Annotated in this window: 12 protein-coding genes; 6 read left to right on the forward strand and 6 right to left on the reverse strand. The window is 37.0% G+C overall.

Annotated features, from left to right (window positions below):
- Positions 1-30 precede the first annotated feature (30 nt).
- Positions 31-2,181, reverse strand: coding sequence for a polyribonucleotide nucleotidyltransferase (locus tag H6G57_RS02970; protein ID WP_190515859.1), 2,151 nt, complete (start codon positions 2,179-2,181; stop codon positions 31-33).
- Between the two features lie 523 nt (positions 2,182-2,704).
- Here H6G57_RS02970 and H6G57_RS02975 point away from each other — a divergent pair.
- Entirely contained in the window at positions 2,705-2,797 is a 93-nt protein-coding gene (locus tag H6G57_RS02975; RefSeq protein ID WP_242048840.1) for a DUF4926 domain-containing protein, read from the forward strand.
- 39 nt (positions 2,798-2,836) lie between these two features.
- Here the strand turns inward: H6G57_RS02975 and H6G57_RS02980 are convergent, their stop codons facing one another.
- The 4 genes from H6G57_RS02980 to H6G57_RS02995 form a co-directional block, all read right to left on the reverse strand.
- Positions 2,837-3,082, reverse strand: coding sequence for a type II toxin-antitoxin system Phd/YefM family antitoxin (locus H6G57_RS02980; protein WP_190515861.1), 246 nt, complete (start codon positions 3,080-3,082; stop codon positions 2,837-2,839).
- A gap of 105 nt (positions 3,083-3,187) precedes the next feature.
- A complete protein-coding gene (locus H6G57_RS02985) occupies positions 3,188-3,442 on the reverse strand; it encodes a hypothetical protein (protein WP_190515863.1) in 255 nt (84 codons plus the stop codon).
- Between the two features lie 211 nt (positions 3,443-3,653).
- Positions 3,654-6,632 (reverse strand): tetratricopeptide repeat protein, encoded by a 2,979-nt coding sequence (locus tag H6G57_RS02990; protein ID WP_190515865.1) that lies wholly within the window; start codon positions 6,630-6,632, stop codon positions 3,654-3,656.
- Positions 6,633-6,764: 132 nt separating this feature from the next.
- Positions 6,765-7,454 (reverse strand): 4-fold beta flower protein, encoded by a 690-nt coding sequence (locus tag H6G57_RS02995; protein ID WP_190515866.1) that lies wholly within the window; start codon positions 7,452-7,454, stop codon positions 6,765-6,767.
- A 533-nt stretch (positions 7,455-7,987) separates the two neighbouring features.
- On the opposite strand from H6G57_RS02995, the gene H6G57_RS03000 reads away from it, so the two are divergent.
- Positions 7,988-8,719 carry an FHA domain-containing protein gene (locus H6G57_RS03000; protein ID WP_190515868.1) on the forward strand — a complete coding sequence of 244 codons (732 nt, stop codon included), beginning with the start codon at positions 7,988-7,990 and terminating at the stop codon, positions 8,717-8,719.
- A 225-nt stretch (positions 8,720-8,944) separates the two neighbouring features.
- A complete protein-coding gene (locus H6G57_RS03005; protein ID WP_190515870.1) occupies positions 8,945-10,390 on the forward strand; it encodes a protein kinase in 1,446 nt (481 codons plus the stop codon).
- Between the two features lie 4 nt (positions 10,391-10,394).
- Here the strand turns inward: H6G57_RS03005 and H6G57_RS03010 are convergent, their stop codons facing one another.
- On the reverse strand, positions 10,395-11,393 hold the full coding sequence (locus tag H6G57_RS03010) for a formylglycine-generating enzyme family protein (protein ID WP_190515871.1): 999 nt from the start codon (positions 11,391-11,393) through the stop codon (positions 10,395-10,397).
- 19 nt (positions 11,394-11,412) lie between these two features.
- On the opposite strand from H6G57_RS03010, the gene H6G57_RS03015 reads away from it, so the two are divergent.
- From H6G57_RS03015 to H6G57_RS03025, 3 genes are all read left to right on the forward strand, one after another.
- On the forward strand, positions 11,413-12,597 hold the full coding sequence (locus H6G57_RS03015; protein WP_190515873.1) for a substrate-binding domain-containing protein: 1,185 nt from the start codon (positions 11,413-11,415) through the stop codon (positions 12,595-12,597).
- Between the two features lie 223 nt (positions 12,598-12,820).
- Positions 12,821-13,291, forward strand: a complete 471-nt coding sequence (locus H6G57_RS03020; protein ID WP_190515874.1) for a helix-turn-helix domain-containing protein — start codon at positions 12,821-12,823, stop codon at positions 13,289-13,291.
- Positions 13,288-13,461 carry a hypothetical protein gene (locus tag H6G57_RS03025; protein WP_190515876.1) on the forward strand — a complete coding sequence of 58 codons (174 nt, stop codon included), beginning with the start codon at positions 13,288-13,290 and terminating at the stop codon, positions 13,459-13,461. The genes H6G57_RS03020 and H6G57_RS03025 overlap by 4 nt, the downstream gene beginning before the upstream one ends.
- Positions 13,462-13,731: the final 270 nt, after the last annotated feature.

Here is a 13,731-nt window from a genome sequence, read left to right on the forward strand (position 1 = left end):
ACACTGATAACTGATAACTGATATTACTGACTATTTGACGGCAGCCGCACGGGCAGCGGCAGCTTCATCAGGATGAATATTCAGACGAGTCAGATTAATCCGACCTTTGCTGTCAATCTCCCGAACTTTGACAATCACCTCATCCCCGACAGAAACCTCATCCTCAACCCGAGGAACCCGGTAATCTGCTAATTGGGAAATATGAATCATTCCTTCTTTACCGGGAAGTAATTCTACAAAGGCCCCAATGGGGATAATTCGAGTAATCCGGCCTACATAGACATCCCCAGCATTCAACTTGCGGGTCATGCCTTGAATAATTTGATAAGCACGGGCAGCATTCTCACTATCCGTTGAAGCAATTGTCACCGTACCATCATCATCAATATCAATCTTGACTCCGGTTTCTTCGGTAATCCCCTTAATGGTTTTCCCACCAGGGCCAATGACTAAACCAATCAAATCAGGATCAATTTTCAGCGTTAATAACCGAGGCGCGAAGGGAGATAAATCAGAACGCGGTTTGCCAATCACCTCTAACATTTTTTCCAGGATATGCAGTCGGGCGGGTTTGGCTTGATAAATAGCATCCGCCACGGTTTTCATCGGTAGCCCGGTGATCTTCATATCCATTTGTAGGGCAGTGACTCCACTATCCGTCCCCGCCACTTTGAAGTCCATATCTCCCAAAAAGTCCTCAATTCCTTGGATATCGGTGAGAATCCGAACCTCTTCTCCTTCTTTAATTAACCCCATCGCCGCCCCACTCACGGGTTTGGAAATGGGAACCCCAGCATCCATTAACGCTAATGTTGATCCACAGACCGAACCCATTGAAGTTGAACCGTTAGACGATAATACTTCTGATACGACCCGAATTACATAGGGAAACTGATCCTTAGACGGTAACACAGGAACTAAAGCCCGTTCTGCTAAAGCGCCATGACCAATTTCTCGCCGTCCCGGTGCCCGCATGGGTTTGGTTTCCCCAACGGAATAAGGGGGAAAGTTGTAGTGGTGCATATAGCGTTTTTCCTCTTGGGGATGCAAATCATCTAAATCCTGAGCATCTCCCGGCGTTCCTAAAGTCGCAATGGACAATACCTGAGTTAAACCGCGATTAAACAAGGCACTGCCATGTACCCGTTTCGGTAAACAACTGACTTTACAAGATACCGGACGCACTTGATCTAAGTTACGACCATCGACTCGGACGCTATCTTGGACAATTTGCTGACGCATCAATTCCTTGGTGATGTCCTTGAAAATCTGACTCACCAATTTAGAATCCTCCGTCGTCGCCACCCGCATTGGATCATCTTCGGGTAACGCCTCAATGGGGGTAACTATTTGTTGTTCCTTAATTTCATCCAAGTGGGCATCCCGTGCCGTTTTATCCAAGTCATATTGTTGGAGAACTTGTTTAACCGGGAGAGTCACGCGATCGCGAATAAACTGGATTAAACCCGTATTTCCTTCCGGGGGTTCTCCGGGTTTGATTTCAATCCCCAAGTCTCGCATCAATTCTTCTTGGGCTTTGATTAAATCACAAACCGCTTCATAACCAAAATCAATCGCTTCGATGATATCCTGTTCTGGCAGTTGGTTCGCACCCGCTTCTACCATCACTACGCCATCCGGGGAACCCGCCACAACTAAATCCAAATCCCCATTCTTCACTTCTCGGTAGGTCGGATTAATAATAAAATCATCTCCAACTAATCCCACCCGTACCGCAGCCATCGGCCCAAAAAAGGGAATTTTAGCTAAAATAACAGCTACAGAAGCACCCGTCACCGCTAACACATCCGGGGGCACCTGTTCATCCATAGACAATGTTGTGGCGACAACCTGAATATCATCCCTGACCCAATGGGGAATCAGAGGACGTAAGGGACGGTCAATTAAACGACTCGTCAAAGTGACCCGATCCGGCGGACGACCTTCCCGACGTAAGAATCCCCCTGGAATTCTTCCCCCTGCATACAGTCGTTCTTCATAGTCCACTAACAAGGGCAGAAAATCGATTCCAGGTCTGCCTTCAGCGCGAGTCGCAGTCACTAGAACTGATGTATCTCCAGACTCGATTAAAACGGCTCCACCTGCCTGTGGCGCAAGTAAACCTATTTTGAGTCTAATATCCCGTCCATCGAAGGATATTGACTTAATGATCTCTTCCATGTATTTTATCTTCCTTCTTCTTCCACGATTCTCTCTCTGTCGCCATCGTAACACGGTGATGACCCTGGGTAGGGAGTGTGTAAACCCTCGCCGTCAACCCTGAGTCATGAACAGTGAACAACCTTCTAGTCACGATTTCACAAGCAACAGAGGGAGTTTTAAAGTTAAACTGAGGTTTCTGATCTTCAATCTCATTCGACCTCACCGATTGAGGTTGATTTTGACTAACCCTTATGTTTTAGAAACCTAAGTTCAGTTTTTCATTATAGTTCCTGACCTTATCAATCCTCTCGATTTGAGTCAACCCATGTGATTTTCAGGGAACTGAGATTAACCGGATGCCCTTAGATAGTAGGTTTCTGGCTAATTTTAACGTTTTTTGAAGGGGGTGAGAGACTTAAAAACTAAGGCCCCTAGAAACCGGGTTTCTGAAGAGATATTGATGGAATACTATTAATCTTAATGAGAAACCCGGTTTCTTGAGTGTGTGCGATCGCTCTACCTAAAAAGGAGAAATCAACAAATGTTTGACCTCTACCAGCGTGTTTCCTTAAATTGCGATTTTCCCGAACATCACCTCAAAAAAGGCGATGTAGCCACCCTCATTGATTATTAGTGATAAACCACAGAAAAATATGAGTATCTAAGATAATTTTCATGGATTGGTAAATAAGTTAATAATTTCTTCAGGGAGGGGATCATTAAAATCATCAGGTACAACAAATTCACCCTCACATAAACCAATAGAACGGCGTTCTTTTTGAGGTGGTTTTGTTAGTATGGGTTTGATTTCAGCAATAGGTTGATCAGCTTGAGTAATAATTAAGCTGTTACCTTCTTGAATCAGTTTGATAAATTCTGATAAATTGTGCTGAATGTCATCTATATTTAGGGTAATCATGGCATTATTTTTGGTTACTGATTTCTAATTGAAAATCCAGAAAAAGTAATTAAGGCTGATGTATTAACAATTATTTCTTGATTCATGTTTTTAACTTAAGCCACTTTAATATAAAATCTCATCAATGTGTTCAGCATAGTTAGTCGATAATTCTGAACTTTGATGATTGATAAATTGAGATTCAGGTAATGGTATTTCTAAGCTGCCACAAAGTTCCCAAGTTTGGGTTTTAGTAATATTTGATTGTTGTTTGGCTAAATATTCTTCTAAGGCTTTAAGCAAAACAGTTTGCACTGAATCTTTTTGTTGTTGTAATTGAGTCATTAATTGGTCAGGAATTTCTAAAGTTATTAGATTCATAAAATTAACTATTGATTATTGTTATTAATTGATTTTAACTGAAATTAATCTTTACTGTCCATACTCTTAAATCAAGACAGATCAACAAGGTGTTGATCTGTCTTGATTATAACGAATTAATTATTATTTTGTCAATTGACTCCTCAAAACAACTTTTTATACATTCAATAGAAAATGACAGGCTAGAAGCCTGTCCTACAAACCCTAATATTTATTCCTGTACTCGCCAAATTTTGATTAAATTATCACCACCTCCACTAACTAAGGTATAACCATCTGGACTAATTGCAAGGGAGAAAACACCTCCTGAATGTTCAGAAAATTGCTTTAAATTTTTTCCAGTATTAAGATCCCAAACAATGATATCATTATTTTGATCACTACTGACTAAACGCTTGCTATCAGCGCTAATTGCTAAGGCTTTGATATAAGCCGAATGTCCTCTTAATGTTCTAACTTCTTCAGTTGTTTCTATATCCGACAATCTAATAGTTTTGTCATCACTACCACTAATGACAGTTTTATCATCAGAAGTAATTACCAGGGCGTTTACCCAATCAGAATGTCTGCTAATGGTATGGGTATTTTCTCCACTAATTAAATCCCAAAATTTAACACTTGAATCGTGACTTCCACTGATTAAAGTTTGACCATTTTTAGTGATAGAAAGTGCGTTTATCTGACCAGAGTGACCTATTAAAGTTCTGATCTCTTGACCAGTTTGTAAGTTCCATAGTTTAATGGTATTGTCATTACTACCACTGACTAAAATTTGACTATCTGGAGTGATAGCAAGTGTATTTATCTGACCAGAGTGACCTGTCAAAGTTCTAATCTTTTGACCAGTTTGTAAGTTCCATAGTTTAATGGTATTGTCACTACTACCACTCGCTAAAGTTTGATCGTTTGGAGTGATAGCAAGTGCGTTTATCTGACTAGAATGACCTTTAAAATCTCTAATTTTTTGACCAGTTTTTAAATTCCATATTTTAATAGTGTTATCACTACTTGCACTTACTAGAGTTTGACCTTCAGCCAAAATTCTTAAACAAAGAACACTGTTAGAATGTTTTGACAAAGTATAAGCAATAGATACTTTTTCTAATTTACGTTTCCGCTCGTTTTTTTGGCGTTGTTTTTCTCGTTTTACCTCATCCCACACACCTTGAACAACCTCTTTATTTCTTTGCGCTTGATTATAATTAGGGTTAATTCTCAAAGCCGAATCATAATCTAAAATGGCTTGTTCATATTCCCCTAACTTATAATAAGCATTACCTCGATTACAATAAGCACTATCCCAATTAGGCTTAATTTTCAAAGCTTCAGTATAATCATTAATTGCTTTTTGAGTTTGTTCTAACTTCATATAAGTTAATCCCCGATTATAATAAGCATCAGCCCATTGAGAATTTAACTCGATTGCTTGATTAAAGTCCGCAATTGCTTGATCACAATCCCCATTTTTAGAACGATTTAAACCTCTTTGATAACAAGCATCTTGAACACTCAAAGAATGACTATCATTAATAGCTTGTAAACATTGATTTAACTTATTTACATAGTCAACATCATCAATAGTTAAAGCAGATGTCACCTTAGTTAGTAAAGATTCAAAATCATTGGTTATTTCTAACTCGTGTAACTTTAACCATTGTTGTAAGGAATAAATAATCCGTCCTTTTGCCCAAATTTTATCAGCTAAATTCGCTAAACCTAAAGCTAAATCTAACGCTAAATCAGGAATCAGGGCACAGCGTTCGTTATCTTCCGCTAAAGCATCATACATCTTTTGGTAATAGAAAACAATGGACTTAATTAACTCTTTTAATGTTTCTGTATCATTAACTTTGTTAATTAAATTTGGCAAAAGCTGAGGAAGACTAGGGGGTAAATTGTATTCAATTAGGAAGTATTCATCAGCAATCAAACCAGAAAATACACAATGATAAAGAATGAAAAATTGTCCTAAATCCTCAAAATCTTTATTATTAACTCGATAATGAAGTTCTAAGTCACTAATACTAATTCCACTACTTCTGAACTTTTCCTCTTTTTGTAAAATTGCCAAATTCTGCACGTTATCAGCACCATACATTTTATCCACTTCTTCAGGATTTTCTCCTGTAGCAATCAATTTTTCTCTGGTTTCTAGCCATTTCCTCGCTCTGTTTTTGGCAGCATCATAGAGAATATTACGATAAGGTAAACGAGATATAATCGGATCATAACGAAAATCAGACCAATTTAAGCCCCAATAAGCTACCCGAAAATTAAGATAATCGCCATCAATTTCTGATTCTAAAACTAAAGTTGGTTCAGATTTTAAGACACCAAATAAAGCCTTAATACTCGCTTCACTGTGAAAAGCTTTACTTACCCAAGCCCCCGCTAAAAAATCTAAAGGACGCTTTTGTTGAGCATATTCTTTAAAAAATTGTCGTAATCCTTCCGCTAAAGTTAATTCCAGATCAGGAAATCCTTTATTATTATTAGCAGCATTAGCAAAGCGTTCAAACTGTAATTTAGGCGGTGCAAAAAAGATATGTAAAGGCATTACTCCTGTAATGTTAGAATTGAGAATATCGGAAGCTACTAACCACACAGGAGAATTTTCTAATCTTTTTTGTTCCTCAACAACTTTTAAGGAAGTTTGACGTTGATAAATTGCTAACTCTCGCTGAAAATCCTGATTTAATTGCAGAATTTGTAATTGTAATTCCTTTTCTTGTTCAAAACGCCACCGTTGAAAATCAAGATTTTTGTCATTAATTATAATTTGCACTTGTTGAATAAACTTTTGTAATTCATCTTGACGCTGCTGACTTAATTTAGCTTGTTCAGCTTGAAAAACCAGTTGTCTTTCTTGTAATTCTTTAGCTCTTTGATGACTTAATGCAGCTTGTTCAGCTTGAGCAGTAAGTTGTCTTTCTTGTGCTTCTTTAACTCTTTGATTACTCAAATATGATTGTTCAGCTTGAAATTCTTGTCTTTCTTTTTCTTGAATATATTGTAACTTTAACTGAGCAACTTGCATTTCATCTCGTCTTTCAGCTAAAGCCACATTAGACTGAACAATTGCAGTAGTATTTTCTCGTTGTTTTCTTGCTGTATATACTTGTGGTGTAAACATAGCTTGAGCAGTATCAACTATTGCTTTACCTACATTTTTTAACCAGTTCCAAACCATGATTAAACCTCCATTAATTGTACTAAGTTTTAAAGTTTGTAGTTGGGCTTTAGCCCTATTTTAAATTTAACTAAAGTTAACACTTGGCTATCATCTTTGAGGATAGGTGAAACATTTATATTAGTCTCCAATTTAATTCACGCCACCATAATAAACACACAACAAATAAGCAGCCGCACCAACAACACCTCTTGTCGTTTCATAAACTTCTACGCCACCTTTATTGTAAACATGACAGCCATCTACCCAACCTACACAATGGTTATCGTTATCATAAACTTTGCCATCTGTTCCTGTATAACCTAAATAGTGGTTTGATGTATTGTAAACAGATCGCCCATCTACCTTGCCAACCCAGTCACCCGAAGAACTATCTGATGTATGTTTGTAAATTGAGCCACTATTACTTATTGTTGTGTAAGGACAATTATCATGGCAGTTCATGACTTGAAGTTGTTCTGTAATAGGAAAATGATATTCATTTTGTCCTAAATTTGCCGATTCGTGGCTGCGATCGCTATATATAGAACTCTCTTCATATCCTATATTCTGGTGATAATTAGGCTGTGGATGATGAAGATTTGTTGAATCAGATAATGAATAATCCTGCGGGTGATTATCAAAACTATTCGTCTCAAAACCCGGAAATTGCAATGATTCAGCCCCGTATTGTAGGCTAAAATCTAACATTCCTGAATGGGAAAAATGATCGGGATCGCTTGAGTTAATGTTCTGGGAATGCAGATCAGAATTATTACTAAAACTGTCATTAATACTTATAGATGTTAGAGAGTCATAGAGATGATTCAAATCGTTGTTCATCGGTTAATCTCCTGAAGTCTTAAATTTGAATTTTCTGGAAAAATTAATTTTTTTGCATCTGTTCTAAGTTGGCATAGGCGAACTTTAACTGTGTAGCAACAGGTTTAAACCTGTCGAAGTATCGAAAAAAATTACTCATGGCAATAGCCTATCACACTCTTAGGGAAAAAAAGTTGCCAAAAAGTGAAACCCAAAGTGAAAAAAGTGAAAAAAAGTGACATTAGAGGTCTAAATGCCCATGAACACGGAGTAAATGGGATTTTAACTACTATATGATCAATTCCACATCCGGGGATGGATAGGAAGATTGCCAGTCTTTTTCCCAGGAAATCATAGATGGACTGGAAAATCTACTCCATAGTGTTGATAACTTTTTTTACCCTAGTCCCCGACTTAACAGTTCTTGATTTTGTTGACGTTTTTATTTATGTTAAAAAAGTTTAAAATTTTAGATGCTTTTGGAGCTTTCAGGTATAATTTATGATTAATGATAGTTAAACAATAATATCTAGTTCTATCTGGATAGTAGGAATATGATTAACCCAGAAGTGCAATTTCTGAAAATTGGATATCCTGATGGTCGAGAGGAAAATTACCCCCTCTCCTCTAAAACTGAAGATAGCCTGATTAGAATTGGTCGTTTAGATTATAATGATATTGTTCTTCAACCCGATCCAGAAGAACGGGTTTCCAGAACCCATTGTTATATCGTTAAAAAAGGAAACCAAGGATTTTGGTGGCTTGTGGATGAAGGGAGTAAAAATGGAACTTGGCTCAAACGATATGCGGAATTGGAGCAGGATGTACGACTACAAGGAGATAAAGGAGTTCGTCTTCATCATGAAGATCTGATTTTGATCTATAGCTCATCAGAAACTTCACCTTTTCAATTAACATTTTGGGATGAACAAGATTCAACTAAAAAGCCCCCACCTGAGCCTTTTTTGGAGTATAACTTGAGTCAAAGCAAGTTGTCTGTCGTTATAGGAAACAACCGCTACGTCATCAAATTAACTCCTCTACAACGGAAAATGGTTGATTATATGACTGAACAAAATCATCAAAATCAAGGGGAGCCTACTTTGTGTAAACATTCTGATTTAATTGAAGCTATTTGGGGAGATGATCTGACTAAAACTAATGGTGATGTTGCTAATTTGATTTGTAGATTACAAAAAGAAATTACCGAAAATTACAAGATTAATAATGTTTTTGAGACGCTCAGAAATGAGGGTTATGTTTTTAATGTTAAACGGGTTGACTAGGAAATATTAAGTTTATTAAATTTTATAAAAAGCGAATTGCTTCCTATCAACTCAGGGGATAAAATTGATCCACGAGAGAAAATTGTTGAGGGAGGTTGACTGAAAGTTTTACTTTCTCACTAATAACCGTTATCAACCTACCCTCTGGAGTAGTTTTGGGTTTGAAGGAGAAAAGCGATCGCTCGTTTCTCTGTAATTATTTTCAATAACCAGGGGAGATGTGTTATGAAGAATCAACAGGATGATGATAGCAATGATTCTGGCTTCGGTAATACCAATAAGGAAGATACAGAAAAAATACATCAAAACTTTGGAAGGGATAAGAACAATCAAGAGAATAATCCGTCGTACTGGCGATCAGGGGTGAAGTTAAAAGATTATATAATTGAAAAACCAATTGGTGGTGGTGGTTTTGGAGTGACTTTTCTTGCTCATGATAAAAATTATCAAAAAGTTGTGATTAAAACTCTAAGAAAATATGAAAGAGGTAACAAAGAAGATGAAAAAAATAGAGATGATTTTTTAAATGAAGCTATGCGCCTTGCCAAATGTAAGCACCCTCACATTGTACAAATTAAAAAACCTTTTTTGATCGGTGATTTACCCTGTATCGTCATGGAATATATTGAGGGTCAAAATTTACAAAACTGGCTGGAAGACAATCGGAATTTTTTATCAGAAGCAGAAGCTATATTGTATATTCGACAAATAGGGGATGCCTTACAGTATATCCATAGTTTTCAACCGATCTTATTACATCGCGATGTTAATCCCAAAAATATTATTCGCCGGATCAAAAGTCAGAATGAAACAGAAGTAGTTTTAATCGATTTTGGGATTGCCCGTGATGTTATTGATACTGAGCAGGAATTTACTGAAATAGCAACTCGTGGTTTTGCACCTATAGAGCAATATTATCGGTATCAACCTCAAGGCTCTTATACAGATGTGTATGCTTTGGCTGCTACACTATACTTCATGCTAACAAAAACAGTTCCAAGTAACCCATTAACAAGACTTCTAAAAAAAGGAAAAAACCAAGAGGATGATTTAGCTCCTCCCAAAATAATTAATCCAAAGATTAGCGATAAAGTCAATAGAGCTATTCTTTCAGGGATGGAACTTTTTGCCGAACATAGACCTCAATCTGTGCAAGAATGGTTAGATTTACTCCCTCAACCAGAAAGCAAAAAGACTGTTAAATCTTCTCCACCTCAACAGAATCCTCCTCAACGTTCCCGACGTGCACCAGCACCTCCTCCGATACCAAATCCCCCTGTAATCAAACAGGAAAAATTGCCATCTTCCCCTGTAACGGATTGGGGTTTATACTTAAGAACAGCATTGATGGGGGCGGGTGTTTGGTTAATTGCGATCGCTATTTTTAACAAAAATTTAACTTTTCCTCCGCCGGGAGTTGTGTTAATCGTTGGTGTTATTTTGTTGGCGATCGCACTCATTAAAAATCGTGTTCCCTTAGAACAAAAAATCTATCAACTGATTATCTCTGTTGTTTCCAGCGTAGGAATTTATATTGGATATTGGTTAAACCGAGAAGAATCCATTGATATTTTACCACTGATTATTTCAACCGCATCAGCTAGTTTTCTAGCTTTACTGATCCTGTTTATTTTTCAATGGTTCATCAACGGAGATTCAGAAAGTTCTTAGACAATCAAGTAACATTTTTAATTTCCATAACAACCCTAAACCCAATGCGATTACTTTTCATATTTTTCCACATCCCTTCTCTAGCAGCACTGCGACATCTTGCTGGAAAACTATGCCAACTACCGCCTCGGATCACGGCTTGTTTATGTTTATTTGGGTCGTGTGGACGAACAGTTCCATCATGGGGTGTTTGACTATGGTTTTTCATCCAAGCATCTTCACACCATTCCCAAACATTCCCGTGCATATCGTATAAACCAAACTGATTCCCTCGAAACTCTCCGACTGGGGTAGTTCTTGCCAGATAGTTTGCAGGACAATTTGTAGAAGTTTTTGATCCTATTTTATTTTTATAAGCATAATCATAATTAGTATCATAGTTAGCTTGTTCAAAACTAATATCATTACCAAAATAGAAAGGAGTGATAGTGTCAGCACGACAAGCATATTCCCATTCAGTTTCACTCGGTAAGCGATAGTTTTTTCCAGTTTTATTCCTTAATTCTTCACAGAACTTTTGAGCATCATCCCAAGATACAGTTTCCACAGGTAGATTCATTTGTCCTTGAAAAGTTGATGGATTATCTCCCATGACAGCTTCCCACTGTTCTTGTGTAATGGGATAAAGACTCATATAAAATTCTGGAATTGTAACCAAAAACTTTGGTTCTTCACTATCTAGATGACCAATTTCTTTAAGATCTGAACCAAATTGGTTTTTACCTCCCTCAATCTTCACCAATTCTAAAATTGTATCAGCGTTTAACTCTTGAGAATAAATACTAATTGTTTTTTCAGACTCCTGGCCTGTTTGATCTATAATTAGTAAACTTCTGGATTGGGGGCCAGTCAAAGTTTTGAGATTAGGAGAACTATTGCTGTTTGGCTTTGATGAAAGTTTGCCAATTAAATTGCGTATTAATACAGCCACCCCAGGTACAATAAAACACAAGGATAAAATCGTGAACAACGCTTTTCTGCGATTCAATCTTTTTTTAGACATAACCTAGCTCTTAAAATCTATGTTTAGACTAAACCCCTTTTCCTTTCCAGTTCAAGCTATTTTAGCATTATTCTTAGCTTTACTAACTTTAATAGGTGGTTGTAGTCCGTCCAATCAGCCAAGTGCTAAAGGTTGTAATAAAATTGCCATTTTACTACCGGAGACTGGCCCAGCAGCGCGATGGGAACTGTCAGATCGTCCTGAATTAGAACGCAGAATTGCACAGAAACTGATCAAAAATAATAATGTCAAGGATCTTACCCTTCTCTATTTTAATGCTAATGGTGATCCACAGAAACAATTTCAGCAAGCTAATCGTGCTATTGAGCAAGGTGCTTGTTTATTAATACTGGGGCCAAGTTCGAGTTCTGATGCTACAGAAATTGTCAAAAAAGCGTCTGAAAAGCAGATTCCTGTAATTGCCTATGATCGAGCGATTGACAACGGTAATATTTATGCTGATTATTACATTTCTTTTGACAGCAAGTATGTTGGTCAAAAACAGGGAGAATATATTAAAGATCAATTTGTAAATTTAGATAACAAAAATCATCGTTATGAATTAAAACCAGATGGTAATAAATTTGTGATGATTAATGGAGACAAGAATGATCCAAACTCAAAATTATTAGCAGAGGGTTTAAAGAGTATTTTACAAACAGAGTATATTGACACAAATCGGCTAAACTTAGTAGAAGAGACTAATATTCAGGGTTGGGACGCTGAAAAAGCGGCTGATAAAATCCAAGAAGTCTTAACAAAATATTCTGAAATAAAAATAGCTTGGGTTGCTAATGATGGCATGGCGAATAAGATTATTGAAAAGTTAGTTAAGTTAGGATATAAGCCCGACCAAATTCTGATTACAGGTCAAGACGGTACAGATGGAAGTATAGATAAGATTGCAGACCAATGGCAATCTATGACAGTTTGTAAGGATAGTAACGATCTGGCAGAGAAAACGGCTCTCTTAGTAGAAGCTTTGTTTCAGGGAAAAACAGAAATTCCTAATACAAAGTTTGAGAAACTTGACTTTACTAAAAGTAAATCCCTTATCTCAAAAGCAATTTATTCTGTAAACCTGGAAAATTCTGGAGTTCCTCCTGTAACGCCAGACAGTTCTAATGATCAGGTATCTATTGATAAAAAAAATAAAATTGAAAAATTAAAGAAAACTTGTTCCCCCCAAAACCCTAGTCAATAATAATCGGTATTCAGGGTAAAATCAATCATTTAAACCCAATTGATATTTTTCGACCATCAGCAGTCAGGGTTTAAAGTCTCGAAATTACGACAACACAAGCAATATCAGCAATCTGTATGACGGTCTGAAACTGGGAAAATTTCAATCTATTGTCAATTGATTTTTTAGATAAATTTCAGATAATAGATTTAAAAATATTTTTCACTTTCAGGGGGTAGCAAATATGTCTCAATCGTTATACTTGAAACCTTTAGAATGGCGATGCTTAAAAAGGGATTTACAAGATCCCTATTTACCCAAAACCTATAAACAACGGATTCAGATTATTTTGCTGACGGATGAGGGTAAAACTCAGAGCGAAATTTGTCAATTGTTGGGATGTTCTGCGATGACGGCGAGACGATGGATGTTAATGACAAAACAAGGAAAAGCAGAACAGTGGAATAATCAGCCTATTGGTCGTCCGCAAAAAGTGAATCAGGATTATTTACTGCGTTTGGAAGAATTACTGAAACATCGTCCTAAAGAGTTTGGTTCTAAATCAGAATATTGGAAAGCGAAGAGTTTAGCAAAACAACTGAAGCGGGAGTTTGGTGTTGAAATTAGCGATCGCCACATTAATCGTTTACTGAAACAACGAGGATTAACTTTAGCTGAATTTAATGCTAATTTGCAAGGAGAATCAACATTATGAAATGTGATCAACTGATGTGTTATTGGGTAAGAGATTCCCATGATCCGGATCATTATGTTTGTTTAAAATGTAATGAAGAACGTCATGTTAATCATTCAGCAACACCAGAAACCTTTGTGATGTTATTTTTCATCGGATTATTTGTAACAATATTGCTTCGTTCACTTTAGAAGAAACCGAGTTTCTGAGAGAGGTTATTATTCACGAAGAAAGATGAATTTAGAAACCCGGTTTCTGAGGTACTCTGGGGTAATAGAAACCGGGTTTCTCAGGGAAGTTAATACTTAGGAAGAAAGATGAATTTAGAAACCCGGTTTCTGAGGTGCTCTGGGGTGCTAGAAACCGGGTTTCTCAGGGAAGTTAATACTTAGGAAGAAAGATGAATTTAGAAACCCGGTTTCTGAGGTGCTCTGGGGTGCTAGAAACCGGGTTTCTCAGGA

Source organism: Planktothrix sp. FACHB-1365, assembly GCF_014697575.1.
GTDB lineage: Bacteria > Cyanobacteriota > Cyanobacteriia > Cyanobacteriales > Microcoleaceae > Planktothrix.